Origin of the sequence: Pseudomonas sp. UYEF17 (assembly GCF_040546125.1) — a bacterium.
GTDB lineage: Bacteria > Pseudomonadota > Gammaproteobacteria > Pseudomonadales > Pseudomonadaceae > Aquipseudomonas > Aquipseudomonas putida_Z.
In genome coordinates, this window is the sequence record NZ_JBEPNE010000014.1 from 35,131 (window position 1) to 53,506 (window position 18,376).

Below are 18,376 nucleotides of genomic sequence, written 5' to 3' on the forward strand. Positions count from 1 at the left end.
CAGGATTCCCCAGGACACCCGATGACCTCACTGACCACCGACTGGCAGCACCGCCCCACCCACCACAAGGTCTGGGCCCTGGCCGCGCCAATGATCCTGTCCAACATCTCCGTGCCGCTGGTAGCCCTGGTCGACAGCACGGTCATCGGCCACCTCCCCCACGCCCACCAGTTGGGTGCCGTAGCCGTGGGCGCCACGCTGTTCACCTTCATGGTCGGCCTGATGGGCTTCCTGCGCATGGGCTCTACCGGCTTCGCCGCCCAGGCCGCCGGGCGTGGCGACGGTGCAGCGTTGCGCCAGGTGCTGGTACAAGGGCTGCTGCTGGCGGTCGGCTTCGCCCTGCTGATCGGCCTGCTGGCCCTGCCCTTCAGCCAGCTGGCGCTGCAGGCGATGCAACCTAGTGCGGCCCTGCAGCAAGCCACCGAAGACTTCTTCCATACCCGCCTGCTCGGCCTGCCCGCGGCACTGGCCAGCTACGCCCTGGTCGGCTGGTTCCTCGGCACCCAGAACGCGCGGGCGCCGCTGGCCATCCTGCTGACCACCAACCTGCTGAACATCGCCTTGAACCTGTGGTTCGTGCTTGGCCTGAATTGGGGCGTGCTGGGCTCGGCGCGGGCGTCGGTGATTGCAGAATGGAGCGCCGCCCTGCTCGGCCTGGCCCTGACCCGCCCGGCCCTGCGCGCCTATCCGGGGCAGATCGTGTGGGCGGCGCTCAAGCGCTGGCAGGCCTGGCGGCCGCTGCTGGCGGTGAACCGCGACATCTTCCTGCGCAGCCTGGCACTGCAACTGGTGTTCCTGCTGATAACCGTGCAGGGCGCACGCCTGGGTGAAGCTACCGTGGCGGCCAATGCCCTGCTGCTCAACGGCCTGCTGCTGACTGCCTATGCGCTTGACGGGTTGGCGCATGCGGTGGAGGCCCTGTGCGGCCATGCCATTGGCGCCCGCGACCACGACACATTGCGCCGCTCGCTGGTGGTGGCCAGTGGATGGTCGCTGATCACCAGCCTGGGGTTTGCCGGGTTGTTCCTGCTGGGCGGGCACTTGTTCATCGATTTGCAGACCGACATCGAGAGTGTGCGGGCAGCGGCTTATCCGTACCTGCCGTACCTGGCATTGCTGCCGTTGATTGCGGTGTGGAGTTACTTGCTGGATGGCTTGTTCATTGGCGCAACACGGGCGCGGGAGATGCGTAATGCGATGTTGGTGTCGGTGGTGATTGCGCTGCCTTTGGGAGTGCTCATGGGTGGGTTTGGCAACCATGGGTTGTGGTTGGCGTTTCTCGGGTTCATGGGGTTGCGGGCGGTGACGTTGGGGTGGGTGGGGTGGCGGCTGCAGGAAAAAGGGCTTTGGGTTCAGTAATGCCGGGGCCACTCCCACATTGATCGGCGTACGCAGGACTTTGTGGGAGCGGCCTTGTGTCGCGAAATGAGGGCGAAGCCCTCACCTGCGGATTCACAGCCACACACAATCCCAATGTGGATAATCACCAGCCCGCCGCACCAGGCCAGCCCGAATGGGATTGGCGATGATGTAGCGGGCAGCGGCCTTTACATCCTCCTCTTTGCGCAGCGCCCGGTCGTAAAAGCCGGGTTGCCAGATGTGCTGTCGCTCGGCACCTGTACGGTAGAGCGCGCAACTGCTTCTCGACTTGAAGGCACACATGACTTTACCCAGGCTGGTCGGGCCGAGCTCGATCAGCCAATGCAAATGGTCCGGCATCAAGACCCAGGCTAGCGAACGGCAACTCCCCTCTCGATCACTCAGCCGCAATTGCTGAATGGCCGAACGCGCAAACCAGAGGTTCTCGAATAAGGGGAGGCGATGGCGTGTGATGGTGGTTAGCAGGTAGAGCCGGCCTGGCTCTGAAAAGCGCCCTTGGCGCAAGCGATGGTTGCCGTGACGATCCATGTCGACTTCCTTTGAACATTGCATTCACAGGATAGGCGTGGCGATCAAAGGCATCGCCGGTGGATCATTACCGAGTATGACGCGGTGAGGGCTGCGCCCTCAGTTCGCGACACAAGGCCGCTCCTACAACAGCTCGCACCGCGATTTCCCGCGAAACCGCAAATCCATGTGGCTTCGCGGTCCCCTGTAGGAGCGGCCTTGTGTCGCGATGGGCCGCAAAGCGGCCCCCGAGGATTACGACGACAGGTACGAAGACCGGGTCAGACCAAGGCGCAGAGCATCCAGGAACTGTGTCCGCTCCCGCGCAGTGATCTTGGCGCTGGCCACCTTGTCACGGTAGTGCGTCATCAACTCCTCCGGCGACAGGTGCACGTAGCGCAGCATGTCTTCGATGGTGTCGTGGGTCTCGATACCGGCGTGGTACACGCTACCGTCGGCGTTCTGGTAGATGTTCACCGAGTCGGTGTCACCGAACAGGTTGTGCATGTCACCGAGGATTTCCTGATAGGCACCGACCAGGAACACACCCAGCAGGTAGTCCTCGCCCTCCTTCACCGCATGCACCGGCATGCTGGTCTCGATGCTCTGCTCGTCGACGTACTGGTTGATCTTGCCGTCGGAGTCGCAGGTCAGGTCCTGCAGCACGGCACGACGCATCGGCTCTTCGTCCAGTCGGTGCAGCGGGATGATCGGCAGTACCTGGCCGATGGCCCAGGTGTCCGGCAGGCTCTGGAACACCGAGAAGTTGCAGATGTACTTGTCGGCCAGCTTGTCGTTCAGCTCGTCCAGCACCTGGCGGTGCGAGCGCTGGCGGGCTTTCAGCGAGTTGTGCAGGCGGCGGCACACGGCAAAGTAGCACTGCTCGGCCAGGGCCTTCTCGGCCAGGCTGATCTTGCCATCGGCATACTGCGCGGCCACGTCACCCATGTAGTGGGTGGCGCGCCAGTAGGTCTCGGTCACCATCTCGATGTCGGTCGGGCCGAGCAGGTCGACCAGCCACTGCACGGTCTCGGGCAGGGCTTCCTTGTTCTCGATGGTCGGCACGTCGTCGTTGTGCTTCTCGACGTCGGTCACCTGGATCACCAGCATGGCGTGGTGCGCGGTCAGCGAACGGCCGCTCTCGGAGAAGATGTGCGGGTGCGGCAGACCCTGCGCGTCGCAGAACTCCTTGAGCATGCCCACAACAACGCCGGCGTAGTCGTCCATGTCGTAGTTGATCGAGCTGGCATTGCGCGAGTGGGTACCGTCGTAGTCCACGCCCAAACCACCGCCAACGTCGATATGGTCGACTGGCAGGCCCAGCGCACGCAGCTCACCGTAGTAACGGATGGCTTCCTTGAAGCCGTGCTGGTAGTCGGCCAGGTTGGCGATCTGCGAACCCATGTGGAAGTGCAGCAGGCGGATACCCTGGTCCAGGCCGGCATCGCGGAAGCGCTGCACCACCGAGATCAGCTGGGCAGCGGACAGGCCGAACTTGGACTTCTCGCCACCGGTATCGGCCCACTTGCTCGAGGCCAGCGACGACAGGCGCACGCGCAGGCCGACCTGCGGCTTGACCTTGAGCTCGGCAGCCTCATCGATCACCAGGGCCACTTCCGACTCTTTCTCGATAACGATGAACACGTTGTGGCCGAGCTTCTGGCCCATCAGCGCCAGGCGGATGAACTCGCGGTCCTTGTAGCCGTTGCAGACGATGGTGCCACCCTTCGGCGCCAACGCCAGCACTGCCAGCAGCTCGGGCTTGGAGCCGGCTTCCAGGCCAATGGAGACGTTCTGCGTGGCGATGATGTTTTCCACCACCGCTTCCTGCTGGTTGACCTTGATCGGGTACAGCGCGGTGTACTTGCTCTGGTATTCCAGGCGCGCGATGTTGGCATCGAAGGCGCCGGTCAGCTGGCGTACGCGGTCTTGCAGAATGTCGGGGAAGCGCACCAGCAATGGCAGCGACAGGCCGCTCTGGCGCAACTCGTCGACCTGTTCGAACAGGTCGATCGGTGCGCTTTTGGGGCCGTTGGGGCGTACTTCGACGCGCCCGGCTTCATTGATGGCGAAATAACCAGCGCCCCAATGGCGGATACCATAAACACTGCGGCTGTCGGCCACGGTCCATTGGCTACCATCGTCTTTGCGTGTGCGTCGTACGGACATTCAAGTCCCCTATAGATAAGTCGAAGACACTGCCCCGCAAGGAGGCGGGCGCAGTGTAAAAGCCAAAAATGACGATTCGTCCGTGCCCTGGGGTAGACCCTGGTCACGGCAACGAGTTTAGAAAGCACTGGGCAAAAAATCGCGTGGCCGCATCAGCCGCCGGATTTTTTCGCCTTGAAGCCCTGCTTGGTCAGCTCACCGATCAGCAGTTCGACATGGTCGCCCTGGATTTCGATGACCCCATCCTTCAGGGCGCCACCGGTACCGCAGCGGCGCTTGAGGGTAGAGGCCAGCTCCTTGAGCTGATCGAGCGGCAGCGGCACGCCGGTGACGGTGGTCACGGTCTTGCCGCCGCGGCCCTTGCTTTCGCGGCGCACACGGGCAATGCCATCGCCTTCGGGGATGACCTGCTGCTTGCAGGTGCAGGCATCCACCGGCTGGCTACAGTCGGGGCAGTGCCGACCGGTGTCGGTGGAGTAAACGAGACCGCCAAGGGCGGCGAAGGAAGAAGCTTTCTTGGCCACTTTTGTTCCTCTGTGCTGAGGACAAAAACTGGTCGGCCCCAGGGGGTTGAGCCCGACCGCGAAGCCCCACTCTGGCAGGGGCGGCGCTACTGCCGCAAGACCTGCGGCAGCCCGAAAAGGGCGCGCAGTGTAACGATAAATCCGGCTGTTGCTAAGTACTGGAATGCGGCATTTTGCGAATGTTTTGCGACTCCTTTCGACACTGGGGCTGCTTCGCAGCCCGATCGCGACACAAGGCCGCTCCTACAAGGCCCTGCGTACGCCGATCAATGTAGGAGCGGCCTTGTGTCGCGAAAGGACCGCAAAGCGGTCCCCGGCGTCATCCCAGGCTGGCTTTGTAGCGCTGCAACGCCGCCAATGAGTCCGGGCAATACGGCTTGGTCAGGCTTTCTTGCTCAGCCTGCTCCAGGCCAATGAAGCGTGCCTCGATCACCTCTTCCGGCTGTAACCGCAACGGCGCATCCGACACCGCCGAATACACCGCACACCACAAGTGGTTATCTGGCTGGTCAAAGTAGAACCGCTCATGAAAACGCAGCTCCACACCGTCGATCCCCAGCTCCTCGGCCAGCTCCCGCGCCGCCGAATCGGCATACGCCTCCCCGGCCGTCACCATGCCGCCTGCCGCCACATCCCAGTACCCCGGGTACAGCGCCTTGCTCAGGGTGCGCCGGTGCACGCACAGCTCACCGGCACTGTTGAACAGCAGAATGAACGTGCAACGCCCGATCAGGCCGCGCTCGCGCAGTTCGGCGCGGGGCAAGGCACCCAGCACCTGGTCGGCTTCGTCCACCCAGGTGACCAGTTCTCGGTCGGAAGCCGCCCGGTGGGCGGCCTCGTTCGGGCTGATCGCCATCGTCAACCCTGCGACAGCAGCTGACGCAGGTCGATGACCGCCGCGTTGGCCCGGGAAATATAGTTGGCCATGACCAGCGAGTGGTTGGCCCACATGCCGAAGCCGCTGCCGTTGAGCACCATCGGGCTCCACAGGGCTTCCTGCGAGGCTTCCAGCTCACGGATGATCTGGCGCACGCTGACCGTGGCGTTCTTCTTCGCCAGCACGTCGGCAAAGTCCACCTCGATGGCGCGCAGCAGGTGCGACAGCGCCCAGGCCTGGCCACGGGCTTCGTAGAACACGTTGTCGATCTGCAGCCATGGGGTTTCCACCAGCTCCTCGTCCACCTGCGGTGCCTGGCCGGCGACCAGCGACTCGGTCTTCAGCGTGGTGTTGAGCTTGACCCGGCCAACGCTGGCCGACAGGCGCTGCGACAGCGAGCCCAGGCGGGTGGCCACGTCACCCAGCCAGTTGTTCAGGTTGTCGGCACGGGTGTAGAAGATTGCGCCCTTGTCGCCGGCAGCCAGACGGGTCTGGTAGCGGGTCAGCGACTTGATGCCCTCTTCGAACTCCGACTCGCTCGATGGCAGGATCCAGCTCTTGTTGTCGAAGTTGAAACGCGGCTCGGCCTTGGCCAGGTCGGCGTCTTCGGTCGACTGCGACTGCGAACGGGCGAAGTCCTTGCGCAGGGCACGGGACAGGTCGCGCACCTGGACGAGCACGCCATATTCCCAGCTCGGCATGTTGTCCATCCACAGCCCTGGCGGGAAGCGGTCGTTGGAAATGTAGCCACCGGGCTTGTTCAGCAAGGTGCCGGCCACGGTCTTGAGGGTTTCGATAGTGGTGTAGCCCACCACCATCTGCTGGCCGGTACGCTCGGCTGCGGCCTGGGCGTTCTGCTGCACCGGGAACAGCTCCGGCTCCTGGCTCCAGTACCAGCCCAGGCCGATACACACCAGCAGGTACAACCCGATCAGGGTCCCCAGGGCACGGCTCCAGAGGCCGCCAAGGTAGCTACGGGCGGCGGCGCCACGGCCGTCGACACGCTCGCGGGGCTCGGCTTTGGCCTCGCGGTTTTTCCAGTCCAGCATGGCTTTGTCCTTAATCAGTCACGACGGTTCAGGGGCTTGGACCACAGGCCTGCGCCAGGGTGCCACGGCAAGCCCGCGTGGCAGCACTATAAAGCAGACACCGCCTTACGCATAAGCGACCAATCGGTCAGCAACTGAATATTCGTTCTGGCCGCTTTGTTGATGCAGCGCACTCACGCGCCTGAAAAGAACTGCTAGCATAGAGCCATCATTGCCCCTGCACACCCCAACCTACAAGTAGCCAGGACATGAGCCAAGCAGCCGAGCCGAGCCCGTTGTGCCCCGCCCAACAGCTGACGCGTAGCGGCCTGCGCAAGGACGACCCGCTCGACCAGGTGCTGCTGCCGCCCCTGCGCAAGCCGGTGTACATCCTGCTGCAGGACCACGAACGTGCCCAGCGCCTGGCCCAGCAACTGGAATTCTTTGGCCTGGTGGTGCAGGCGCTGCCCAGCGCCGCGGCGTTTCAGGCCTCGATCGGCGAATACCCGCCCTCGGCCATCATCATGGATGTCGACTTCAACGGTGCCGGCCAAGGCTTGCTGCTGGCTGCCCAGGTGCAGCAGGGGTTGGCCCGGCATATACCGCTGCTGTTCTTCAGCCACCACGAAACCGACACCCCGACCCGCCTGGCCGCCGTGCGCGCCGGTGGCCAGGACTTCCTCACCGGCACCCTGGAAGCCTCCAGCCTGCTGGAAAAGGTCGAACTGCTGACCAATGCCACCCAGCACGACCCGTTGCGCGTGCTGATCATCGACGACTCGCGCACCCAGGCGCTGTACACCGAGCGCGTGCTGGCCAGTGCCGGCATGATCACCCGCAGCCTGACCGACCCGATCCGCACCATGGCCGAGCTGGCCGACTTCCAGCCCGACCTGATCATCCTCGACCTGTACATGCCGGCCTGCACCGGCCCTGAGCTGGCCAAGGTGATCCGCCACAGCGACCGTTATGTGAGCGTGCCGATCATCTACCTGTCTGCCGAGGACGACCTGGACAAGCAGCTGGATGCCATGAGCGAAGGCGGTGATGACTTCCTGACCAAACCGTTTCGCTCACGCCACCTGATCACCACCGTGCGCAACCGCGCCGCCCGCGCTCGGCACCTGAAGGCGCGCATGGTGCGCGACAGCCTGACCGGGTTGTACAACCACACCCACATCCTGCAACTGCTGGAAGACTGCAGCTTCCGCGCCCGTCGCGAGCAGCAGCCGTTGAGCTTTGCCATGCTCGACATCGACCACTTCAAGAAGATCAACGACCGTCATGGCCACCCCATGGGCGACCGGGTGATCAAGAGCCTGGCGCTGTTTCTCAAGCAGCGCTTGCGCAAGACCGATTTCATTGGCCGTTACGGTGGTGAAGAGTTCGCCATTGTCATGCCCAATACCGCGCTGGACGCGGCGCACAAGGTGCTGGACGAAATCCGCCGGCGCTTTGCCGAGATTCTCTACCCGGCGCAGCCACGGGACTTGCAGTGCACCTTCAGTGCCGGGGTGGTGCAAATGGATGAGGGGCTGGATGCGCTGACCATGGCCAGTGCGGCGGACGAGGCGCTGTATCGGGCCAAGCATGCCGGACGTAATTGCGTGGTGCGTGTAGAGCCCTGAATCAGGCTTTGCCTGTGCCGGCCTCTTCGCGGCTAAAGCCGCTCCCACAGGTACTCCACCGGACTGAGGGATTGCGCAGTCCCTGTGGGAGCGGCTTTAGCCGCGAAGAGGCCGGCACAGATTGAAATGGAGGCACTGTGCCACTTTTTTATGGCGCCAACCCCCTGTCGTCATCACCCCGTCACAAAATCGCAATAACTTCAGCCACCGACCTCTCCCCTCCCCGCAGGAAGCTCGCGGCTATGCGCCTGAAGTGGCTGACCAATTTCAACACCCTGTTGCTGGTAACCGTGTGTATCGCCCTGGGCGCCACCCTTTGGTGGTCGCAGCGGGCCCTTGAGCGCCCCTACCAGTTGATGGAGCGCTACCTGGGCCTGTCCCAGCAGTTCCAGAACCAGGCGGCCCGCAACATCCAGGCGTACCTGGGCAGTGGCGATGCCCTGCGCCACGCCGCGGCGATGGAGGCCAACCAGCAGCTGCAGGCCGCGCTGGCCGAGTGGCCCAGCGAACTGGCCAACAAACTGCGCCCCAGCCTTGACAGCCTGCAGGCCTTTACCGCCGAGGAGCTGCTGGCCGCCGGCAAGCTGGCCGGCGACCCGCAAGCCCTGCTGCTGCAGGCCGAGCGGGAACTGGGCGCCAACTTCGAACAACTGGCCGGCTACGCCCGCGACAGCGGCAGCGCCGACGCCAACCGCTACCTGGTGCCACTGTTTGACGCCACTGTGCACCTCGGTCGCCTGTCGCTGGCCCGGGACAAGCTGGTCAGCAGCGGCCGCCCGGAGCTGGCCGACGAAGTGGAGCGCGAGCTGCAACTGATCCGTGCCCAGGCCCAGGCGATCGACGCCTTGCCCTTGCTGGGCGTAACCCGTAGCGCCGAATCCGGTGCCGACGACTTCGCCGCGATGATGGGCCTGGAAACCCAGGCCAGCGCCCAGCAGGAAGACATTGCCGTCGGCCTCAAGCGCGAACTGCAGAGCCTGCTCGGCCGCTACCCGGCGGAACTGCAGCGCACCCGCGAACAGATCGAGCGCCGCGTCGCCCTGGCGGCCAGCACCGGCCAACGCCTGGAGGCCGTGCAGCAGGCCATTGCAGCACTGGAGCCCGAGGTACGCGCCCAGCATGGGAAAATTGCCGGCGAAGTGCGCATCATCCAGGGCCTGATGATCGGCCTGATCCTGCTTATCGCCCTGCTGATCGACACCTTGCAACGCCGCCTGGCGCGCACCCTGACCGGCCTGGCCCCGGCCCTGTCGCGCTGGGCCGAGGGTGACTTCGCCGAGGCCATCGCCCTGGGCAGGACCAACCGCGAACTGCGCGACATCCAGGAATCGCTCAACCGCCTGCGCCAATACCTGGTGGAATTGGTCGGCACCATCCGCCACAACGCCGAGCAGGTGGCTGGCAGCAGCCACGCCCTGGCCGGCATGAGCGCCGCCCTGCATGACGGCGCCGAACGCCAGGCCGGCGACACCGGGCAGATCCGCGATGCCTTGGGTGAGCTGGAAGCAACCATCCAGCAAGTGGCCGGCGACGCCAGTGCCGCAGCCGACGCCAGCCGCGATGCCGGGCGTGCAGTGGAACAGGGCCAGGCGGTGATCGGCCAGAGCCTGTCGGGCTTGCGTGAGCTGGTCGACGAGGTGCAGGGCAACGCCCGCATGATCGAACAACTGGCGGAGGAGTCGGCCACCATCGGCGGCGTGCTGACAGTGATCCGCTCGATTGCCGAGCAGACCAACCTGCTGGCGCTGAATGCCGCGATCGAAGCGGCCCGCGCCGGTGAGATGGGCCGTGGTTTCGCCGTGGTGGCCGATGAGGTGCGTTCGCTGGCACAGCGCACCACCGGGGCGACCGGCGAGATTCAGGCACTGATCGACCGCTTGCAGCAGGCAGCCAGAAGTTCGGTGGCCGGGATGCGTGCGCAGCTTGAGCATGCCGAGGCCACGGCCAACCAGGCGCAGGCGGCGGATGGGGCGCTGGACGAGATTGTCTGTGCCATTCGCACCATTTCGGACACTGCGGTGCGGATTGCCGATGTCACGGCGCAGCAGAGTGGTGCCGTGAGCGAGATTCGCGACCACAGCGAGCGGATTCACGAGCTGGGTGAGGACAACCTGCAGCGCATTGGCGAGGGGCGCGAGCAAGGCGAGCAGCTGCTGAGCCTGGGTGGTGAACTGAACCGGGCGGTGCGGGCCTTCAGGGTCTGAGAAGGCATACGCTGTACCTTTGTGGGAGCGGCCTTGTGTCGCGAAAGGGGTGCGAAGCGCCCCCAGTATCTGTGCATCACAGCTGATATTGCCGGGGCCGCGTTGCGGCCCTTTCGCGACACAAGGCCGCTCCCACAGGTACAGCATATGCCTCGAGGTTGGAGCAGGCCCTGTGGGAGCGGGTTTACCCGCGAAGAGGCCGGCACAGGCAGCACATGAGCCAGCGGCCATGTGTCGCCCCCGCCACCAGCATGGCCCCAACCCGCACCAACTCCGCTATCATGCCCAGCACGTTCCACCTCGCGAGTCCGCCATGCGCCGCCTGTTTTTCCTGCTGTTCCTGCTGCTGGCCAGCCCTGCCTTCGCCACGGGCCTGCTCGACAACCGCCCCAGCGCCACCCTCGGCGCAGCTTCGCTGGCCAACAACGCCGACTTCCTGCCGGTACACGAGGCCTTCAAGCTCAGCCTGGTCCAGGCCGATGCGCAAACCATCAAGCTGCGCTTCGTCGCTACCGACGGCTACTACCTCTATCGCCACCGCTTCCAGTTCCGCACCGAACCGGCCGACATTGCCCTGGGCACACCAAACATCCCCAAAGGCGAGGCCAAGCATGATGAGTTCTTCGGTGATGTCGAGGTATACCACGGCGTGCTCGATATCGAACTGCCGCGCAACGACCCGCGTGCCTTCACCCTGCTGGTGGGCTACCAGGGCTGCGCCGACAAAGGCCTGTGCTACCCCCCGGAAACCGCACGCCTGAGTATCGATGGCGAAGGCGGCGCAAGCACCCCGCCCAGCGCTGAACACGCCTGGACCTGGAAGTCGCTGCTGCTGTTCTTCCTCGCCGGGGTGGGCCTGACGTTCACCCCCTGCGTGCTGCCGATGCTGCCGATCCTCTCCGGCGTGGTGCTGCGTGGCCAGGCCGGCGGCCTGCGCGGGCTGGCGCTGTCGCTGGCCTACGTGCTGCCGATGGCAGCCAGCTTCGCGGTACTCGGCGCCCTGATGGGGTTGTTCGGCGCCGGCCTGAACCTGCAGGCGCGCCTGCAATCGGCCTGGGTGCTGGTGCCCTTCGCGCTGTTCTTCGTGGTGTTCGCCCTGGCCATGTTCGGCCTGTTCGAACTGAAACTGCCGCAAGCCCTGAGCAACCGCCTGAACAATGTCGCCAGCCACACCCGGGGCGGCTCGCTGCTGGGCGCGGCAATACTGGGCGTACTCTCCAGCCTGCTGGTTTCGCCCTGTGTGTCGGCGCCGCTGGCCGGTGCGTTGCTGTACATCAGCGCCAGCGGCGATGCCCTGGGCGGCGCATTCAAGCTGTTCGCCCTGGGCCTGGGCATGGGCGCACCATTGCTGCTGGTGGCTACCGGTGGCGCGGCCTGGCTGCCGAAAAGCGGCCCTTGGCTGAACTCGGTGAAGAACGCGATCGGCGTCCTGCTGCTGGGCTTGGCCATCGGTTTGCTCAGCCGTGTGCTGCCAGGCCCGCTGACCTTGCTGCTGGTCGGTTTCCTCGCCGCTGGCGTGGCGCTGTTCCTCGGTGCCCTCGAATTTGTCGTCAAGACCGCGCGCCAGCGCCTGGCCCAACTGCTCGGCCTGGCCCTGCTGGTGTACGCCCTGGCCTGCTGGTACGGCGCCCTCAGCGGCCACGGCGACCCACTGCGCCCGCTGCCGCCGGCAACCCTTGTGGCCACCGGCAACGGGCCGGCGGTGCAGGCGGATAGCTGGCAGACCATCACTACCCCCGCCGCTCTGGACGCAGCCCTGGCCCAGGCCAAGGCGGCCGGCGAGCCGGTACTGCTGGACTGGTACGCCGACTGGTGCATCAGCTGCAAGGTGATCGAGCGCGAGGTGCTCACCGCTCCACAGGTGCAAGCGCAACTGGCTGGCTTCAAGCTGCTGCGTTTCGACATCACCGAAAGCAATGCCGAACAACGCAGCCTGCTCGACCGCTACCAGCTGTTCGGCCCTCCCGCCCTGTTGTTCTTTGCTGCGAACGGTAGCGAAATAACCGCTGATCGGGTCATTGGCGAGATAAATGCCGGTGAATTCGCGCAAATTCTGACACGCGTGCGCGGCAAAGTCGGTCTATAACTTCCCGCGAGCTGTGAAAAATCCTGAAATCAGTGACCAAATTTAATTATTTGGTCACATACTTCGCGCGAACCTCGGACATCGTGCTGGCTATTGCCGGGAACTGGACACTTGCCGTCGCTTTACGGCACACTCGCCGCGCTGTGTCGAATTGCCCTACAAATCCAAGGAATCCGCAGATGGCAACGCTACTGGTGCTCCACGGCCCCAACCTCAACCTGCTCGGTACCCGCGAGCCTGGCCACTACGGCGCCGTGACCCTGGCCCAGATCAACCAGGACCTGGAGCAACGTGCCCGCGCCGCAGGCCACCATCTGCAGTACCTGCAGAGCAACGCCGAATACGAACTGATCGACCGCATTCACGCCGCACGCAACGAGGGTGTGGACTTCATCCTGATCAATCCGGCTGCTTTCACCCACACAAGCGTCGCATTACGTGACGCATTGCTTGCGGTGAGCATCCCATTCATCGAAGTGCACCTGTCCAACGTGCACAAACGCGAACCGTTCCGCCACCACTCCTACTTTTCCGATGTTGCCGTAGGGGTGATTTGCGGCCTGGGCGCCAGCGGTTATCGCCTGGCCCTGGAGTCCGCGCTGGAACAACTGGCTGCCAACGCACAGCCCAAATGATGAAAACCCTGGCCTCAGTGGGCCAGGGTTCGAGAGAAACGTTTCAGATACGTTTTTTTGTATTTCGCCCCCTGACCGAACCTTTGGGAGTTGATGATTAATGGATATCCGTAAAGTCAAGAAACTGATCGAGCTGCTGGAAGAGTCTGGCATCGACGAACTGGAGATCAAGGAAGGCGAAGAGTCGGTCCGTATCAGCCGTCACAGCAAGACCCCAGCTGCCCAGCAGTACTTCGCACCGGCTCCGGTAGCCGCTGCCCCTGTTGCTGCCCCGGTCGCCGCTGCCGCTCCGGCCGCTGAAGCCGCTGCCGCTGCCCCGGCCCTGAAAGGCACCGTGATCCGCTCGCCGATGGTAGGTACCTTCTACCGCAAGCCTTCGCCGACCTCGCCGAACTTCGCTGAAGTTGGCCAGAGCGTGAAGAAAGGCGACACCCTGTGCATCGTCGAAGCCATGAAGATGATGAACCACATCGAAGCCGATGTTGGCGGTGTCATCGACGCCATCCTGGTAGAAGACGGCCAGCCGGTTGAGTTCGACCAGCCGCTGTTCACCGTCGTTTGAATCGCGGAGAGCCAACGATGTCTGGGAAGCTCGAAAAAGTCCTGATCGCCAACCGCGGGGAAATTGCCCTGCGGATCCTGCGTGCCTGCAAAGAGCTGGGTATCAAGACCGTCGCCGTGCACTCCACTGCCGACCGTGAACTGATGCACCTGGGCCTGGCAGACGAGTCGGTCTGCATCGGCCCTGCATCGTCCAAGGATTCCTACCTGCATATCCCGGCAATCATCGCTGCCGCCGAAGTGACCGGCGCCACCGCGATCCACCCGGGCTACGGCTTCCTGGCGGAAAACGCCGATTTCGCCGAGCAGGTGGAAAAATCCGGTTTCGCCTTCATCGGCCCGAAAGCCGACACCATTCGCCTGATGGGCGACAAGGTTTCCGCCAAGGACGCGATGATCAAGTCGGGCGTACCGACCGTACCGGGCTCCGATGGCCCGCTGCCGGAAGATGAAGAAGTCGCCCTGGCGATTGCCCGTGACGTCGGCTACCCGGTGATCATCAAGGCCGCCGGTGGCGGTGGTGGTCGCGGCATGCGCGTGGTGCACAAGGAAGAGGACCTGATTTCCTCGGCCAAGCTCACCCGTACCGAAGCCGGTGCAGCCTTCGGCAACCCGATGGTCTACCTGGAGAAGTTCCTGACCAACCCACGTCACGTGGAAGTACAGGTACTGTCCGACGGCCAGGGCAACGCCATCCACCTGGGCGACCGTGACTGCTCGCTGCAGCGCCGCCACCAGAAGGTACTGGAAGAAGCGCCAGCCCCGGGCATCGACGAGAAAGCCCGTCAGGAAGTGTTCAAACGCTGCGTCGATGCGTGCATCGAGATCGGCTACCGTGGTGCGGGTACTTTCGAGTTCCTGTACGAGAACGGCCGCTTCTACTTCATCGAGATGAACACCCGCGTGCAGGTTGAGCACCCGGTGTCGGAGATGGTGACCGGTATCGACATCGTCAAGGAGATGCTGAGCATCGCCGCTGGCAACAAGCTGTCGTTCCGCCAGGAAGACGTGGTCATCCGTGGCCATGCGCTGGAATGCCGTATCAACGCCGAAGACCCGAAGAAGTTCATCCCGAGCCCAGGCAAGGTGAAGCACTTCCACGCCCCGGGCGGCAACGGCGTGCGTGTGGATTCGCACCTGTACAGCGGTTACTCGGTTCCGCCGAACTACGACTCGCTGATCGGCAAGCTGATCACCTACGGCAAGGACCGCGACGAAGCCATGGCGCGCATGCGCAATGCCCTGGACGAGATCGTCGTCGACGGCATCAAGACCAACATCCCGCTGCACCGCGACCTGGTGCGTGATGAAGGTTTCTGCAAAGGCGGCGTCAACATTCACTACCTCGAGCACAAACTGGCTAGCCAGGAGTGATCGCGTAGTGTGATGTACCGAAACCCCGGACTTGTGCCGGGGTTTTTTATTGCCTGGGGGATCCTGGGGCCGCTTTGCGGCCCATCGCGACACAAGGCCGCTCCTACAGGAGATCGCGCAACCCTTGGGCTGGCGCTGTGCCTGTAGGAGCGGCCTTGTGTCGCGAAAGGGGCGCAACGCGCCCCCAGGGCCCTACCCCTTCATCCGCGGCATCTCGATGTGGTGCTCATGCACCCGCCGGTACAAGGTCGCCCGCGATATCCCCAGAGCCCGCGCCGCATCGGCCGGCTTCCATCGATGGCGGATCAGCGCATCCAGCAGCAACTGCCGGGCCGGACAAGACATGCTGCTTTCCGCCGAAGCGAGCACCTCGCCGCGTACTTCCTGCGGCAGGTCCTGCACCTGTACCCGCCCGCCCTCACTCACCGCACAGGCATAGCGCAACACCTGCCGCAGCTGGCGCAAGTTCCCCGGCCAGCGGTAAACCAGCAGCGCCTGCAGCGCATCATCCGCCAACACCACCTCGACCCCGCAGGCCTCGGCCTCCTCGGCCAGCAACTGGTGAATCAACCCCAAGCGGTCCTCACGCTCGCGCAGCGGCGGCAACTCGAAGCGGGCATTGGCCAGGCGGAAGTACAGGTCCTCACGAAAACGCCCATCCTCCACCATCGCTGCCAAATCACGGTGGGTCGCGCAAATCACCTGGATATCCACCCGCTCCCGCCGCGCCGCGCCCAGCGGCGCCACTTCACCCTCGGCCAGCACGCGCAGCAACCGGGTTTGCAGGTTCAGCGGCATGTCGCCTATTTCGTCGAGGAACAGCGTGCCGCCATCGGCCTGCTGCAACAGCCCCTGCATGCCTTTGCTGGAAGCCCCGGTGAAGGCCCCGGCCACATAGCCGAACAGCTCGCTCTCGATCAGGCTTTCCGGAATGGCCGCGCAGTTCAGGGTGACGAACGGGCCATCGCGACGCAGGCTTTGCTGATGCAGCTGGCGGGCGAACACCTCTTTGCCGGCCCCCGTCTCGCCTTGCACAAGCACCGCCAGGTTGCAGTCCTTGACCCGCGTGGCCAGGCGTAAATGCTGCTCGATGCGGGCGTCCTGGGCCTGGCGCAACGGCTGCGCACGCTGGCGCTGGCGGGGTGCGCTGACCCGGCCGTACAGCCCACCCAGGCCCGGCAGGCGCTGGGCAGACGATGCGTTGACGCGGCGCAGCTGGTCCATGTCGAACAGCTCGCCAATGTGCTCGGGCAAACGCCCCAGGTGCTCCACCAGCCGCTGACGCGCCAGGCTGTTGATCGCCTGCAGGCGGCCATCGCCATCCCAGGCCAGCAGGTAGTCGGGCTGGCTTTCCACATAGCCCGGCGTGCCATGGGCACGCATCACCCAATGGCCCTGGGCACTGTGCATGAAAAAGGCATTTTCGATCTCGCGGGCAGTCTGCTCGACCAGTTGGCGGATCAGGTGCTGGCTGCGGCGATCATCCGGCGACTGCAATGCCGAGACATCCACCACGCCCAGCAACTCGCCCAGCGGGTCGAACACCGGTGCCGCCGTACAGGTCAGGCCAATGAACGCAGCGCGGAAGTGGTCGCGCTTGTGCACAGTGACCGGCGCCTTGCTGGTCAACACCGCCGCCACGCCGCAGGTGCCCTCCTCGCCCTCCGACCAGCAGGTGCCCAGGTAAAGCCCGGCCTTGCGGCAGTCGTTGCGGATGGCCGACTCGACCCGGTAATCGATGGTGCGCCCCAAGGCATCGGTGAGCAGCACGCAGTAGTCGGCACCGCGCACCCGCTCATGCAGGCGGGCCACGGCATCGCTGGCGATACGCAGGAACAGTTCGGCGCGCTCGCGGCATTCGTTGAGCAGGCTTTGGGACAGGATGCGCGGCCCCTGCTGGGACCCGGGGTCGAGGCGGTACAGCTCCATGGAACGGCGCCATGAATCGAGGATCAGCGGTGGCACCGGCGCCTGCGGCAGGCGGTCGGCATTCTTCAGCACCCTGCTGACGCAGTCGACATGGGCTCGGGAGTTCGCGGCAAGCATTCAGGCCCTCCGGTTCTCGTTGCTGTTTTTATCGTTGTCCGGCCATTAAGCGCTTCCGGGCATGCCCCGACAAGCACTGCGTGATTACCGGCCGGCTTGAGACGCAGCGTCTCAGCGTCTCGGCAACGTCGGCCCCGCGCTGGCACCGGGCGTCTCGCCAGCAGAACCATCAGCACCTGCCGGAGCGCAATAAAACCGCTCTATTGCAGGCACTTCAGCCAATTCAGAAGAAGCTGGCACCGTGCTTGCTCCTGCCCTGGCAAACAAGAATACGAGGTGCGCCATGCCGCTACCCGCCCCAACCGTCGGGATCATTGCCAACCCTGCCTCTGGCCGCGACCTGCGCCGCCTGACCGCCAACGCCGGGCTCTATTCGAGCACCGACAAGGCTTCGGCGATCCAGCGCCTGCTGGCCGCCTTCGGTGCCACCGGCATCGGCCAGGTGCTGCTGCCCAGTGACATGACCGGCATTGCCGCCGCCGTGCTCAAGGCCAGCCAGGGCCCGGTCGCCCGTGACCAGCACTGGCCGGCCATCGAAATACTCGACCTGCCGCTGACCCAGACCGTTGCCGATACCCGCCTGGCCACCCGCCGCATGGTCGAACGCGGTGTGGCGATGATCGCCGTGCTTGGCGGCGACGGCACCCACAAGGCAGTCGCTGCCGAGGCCGGTGACGTACCGCTGCTGACCTTGTCCACCGGCACCAACAATGCCTTCCCCGAACTGCGCGAGGCCACCAGCGCCGGCCTGGCCGGTGGCCTGCTTGCCAGCGGCCGGGTACCGGCCAGCATCGGCCTGCGCCGCAACAAGCGCCTGCTGGTTAAGGTGCCCGAACAACAGCTTGCCGAATGGGCCCTGGTGGAGGTGGCGGTGTCGCCCCAGCGCTTCATCGGCGCTCGGGCACTGAGCCGCAGCGAGGACCTTTGCGAAGTCTTCGCCTGTTTCGCCGAACCCCATGCCATTGGCCTCTCGGCCCTGTGCGGCCTGTGGTGCCCAGTCTCGCGCCAGGACCCGCACGGCGCCTGGGTACGCCTGAACCCCGGCGCCGAGCAGGCGCTGCTCGCACCACTGGCACCCGGCCTGCTGCAAGGCTGCGGCATCACCGCCAGCGGCCCGCTGACGCCCGGCGTAGCCCATCGCCTGAGCCTGGCCAGCGGCACCCTGGCATTGGACGGCGAGCGCGAAATCGAATTTGCCGAGCACGACACCCCAACCATCACCCTCGATCACCAAGGCCCGTTGAGCGTGGATGTCGAGGCCGTGCTGGCGCATGCCGCCCGCCATCACCTGCTGGCCGTACCGCGCGGCCACCGGTTGCACCCTGCAAACCCGTGTTGAGACAACCCTGGAGAACAA

The 18,376-nt window shown here is 64.7% G+C and carries 14 protein-coding genes; 8 read left to right on the plus strand and 6 right to left on the minus strand.

Annotated features, from left to right (window positions below):
* The first annotated feature begins 21 nt into the window (after window positions 1-21).
* Entirely contained in the window at window positions 22-1,359 is a 1,338-nt protein-coding gene (locus tag ABIB24_RS19215; protein WP_354317016.1) for an MATE family efflux transporter, read from the plus strand.
* Between the two features lie 93 nt (window positions 1,360-1,452).
* Here ABIB24_RS19215 and ABIB24_RS19220 read toward each other — a convergent pair whose 3' ends face one another.
* The 5 genes from ABIB24_RS19220 to ABIB24_RS19240 form a co-directional block, all read right to left on the minus strand.
* Window positions 1,453-1,908 (minus strand): REP-associated tyrosine transposase, encoded by a 456-nt coding sequence (locus ABIB24_RS19220; protein WP_085705929.1) that lies wholly within the window; start codon window positions 1,906-1,908, stop codon window positions 1,453-1,455.
* 234 nt (window positions 1,909-2,142) lie between these two features.
* Window positions 2,143-4,056 (minus strand): arginine decarboxylase, encoded by a 1,914-nt coding sequence (gene speA / locus ABIB24_RS19225; protein ID WP_025337567.1) that lies wholly within the window; start codon window positions 4,054-4,056, stop codon window positions 2,143-2,145.
* Between the two features lie 152 nt (window positions 4,057-4,208).
* Window positions 4,209-4,580 (minus strand): translation initiation factor Sui1, encoded by a 372-nt coding sequence (locus tag ABIB24_RS19230; RefSeq protein ID WP_003257057.1) that lies wholly within the window; start codon window positions 4,578-4,580, stop codon window positions 4,209-4,211.
* A gap of 319 nt (window positions 4,581-4,899) precedes the next feature.
* Window positions 4,900-5,436: an NUDIX hydrolase gene (locus tag ABIB24_RS19235; protein WP_025337566.1), complete on the minus strand. Its 537-nt coding sequence runs from the start codon at window positions 5,434-5,436 to the stop codon at window positions 4,900-4,902.
* Window positions 5,437-5,438: 2 nt separating this feature from the next.
* Complete coding sequence (locus tag ABIB24_RS19240) at window positions 5,439-6,506, minus strand: DUF2333 family protein (RefSeq protein ID WP_013970713.1); 1,068 nt, start codon at window positions 6,504-6,506, stop codon at window positions 5,439-5,441.
* A 248-nt stretch (window positions 6,507-6,754) separates the two neighbouring features.
* Here ABIB24_RS19240 and ABIB24_RS19245 point away from each other — a divergent pair, with 248 nt between their 5' ends.
* The 6 genes from ABIB24_RS19245 (at window position 6,755) to accC (ending at window position 14,973) form a co-directional block, all read left to right on the plus strand.
* The gene (locus ABIB24_RS19245) at window positions 6,755-8,113 is read left to right on the plus strand and encodes a diguanylate cyclase (RefSeq protein ID WP_274120385.1); all 1,359 of its coding nucleotides are present in this window, start codon (window positions 6,755-6,757) and stop codon (window positions 8,111-8,113) included.
* A 242-nt stretch (window positions 8,114-8,355) separates the two neighbouring features.
* Entirely contained in the window at window positions 8,356-10,317 is a 1,962-nt protein-coding gene (locus ABIB24_RS19250) for a methyl-accepting chemotaxis protein (RefSeq protein ID WP_274120386.1), read from the plus strand.
* Window positions 10,318-10,630: 313 nt separating this feature from the next.
* Entirely contained in the window at window positions 10,631-12,403 is a 1,773-nt protein-coding gene (locus tag ABIB24_RS19255) for a protein-disulfide reductase DsbD (protein ID WP_354317018.1), read from the plus strand.
* A gap of 179 nt (window positions 12,404-12,582) precedes the next feature.
* Complete coding sequence (aroQ, locus tag ABIB24_RS19260) at window positions 12,583-13,038, plus strand: type II 3-dehydroquinate dehydratase (RefSeq protein ID WP_003255330.1); 456 nt, start codon at window positions 12,583-12,585, stop codon at window positions 13,036-13,038.
* 100 nt (window positions 13,039-13,138) lie between these two features.
* Window positions 13,139-13,600: an acetyl-CoA carboxylase biotin carboxyl carrier protein gene (gene accB / locus ABIB24_RS19265; RefSeq protein WP_075044486.1), complete on the plus strand. Its 462-nt coding sequence runs from the start codon at window positions 13,139-13,141 to the stop codon at window positions 13,598-13,600.
* Window positions 13,601-13,617: 17 nt separating this feature from the next.
* Window positions 13,618-14,973, plus strand: coding sequence for an acetyl-CoA carboxylase biotin carboxylase subunit (accC, locus tag ABIB24_RS19270; protein WP_003257054.1), 1,356 nt, complete (start codon window positions 13,618-13,620; stop codon window positions 14,971-14,973).
* A gap of 192 nt (window positions 14,974-15,165) precedes the next feature.
* Here the strand turns inward: accC and ABIB24_RS19275 are convergent, their stop codons facing one another.
* On the minus strand, window positions 15,166-17,019 hold the full coding sequence (locus tag ABIB24_RS19275) for a sigma-54-dependent Fis family transcriptional regulator (RefSeq protein ID WP_354317021.1): 1,854 nt from the start codon (window positions 17,017-17,019) through the stop codon (window positions 15,166-15,168).
* Between the two features lie 283 nt (window positions 17,020-17,302).
* On the opposite strand from ABIB24_RS19275, the gene ABIB24_RS19280 reads away from it, so the two are divergent.
* Window positions 17,303-18,358 (plus strand): ATP-NAD kinase family protein, encoded by a 1,056-nt coding sequence (locus tag ABIB24_RS19280; RefSeq protein WP_137162904.1) that lies wholly within the window; start codon window positions 17,303-17,305, stop codon window positions 18,356-18,358.
* Window positions 18,359-18,376: the final 18 nt, after the last annotated feature.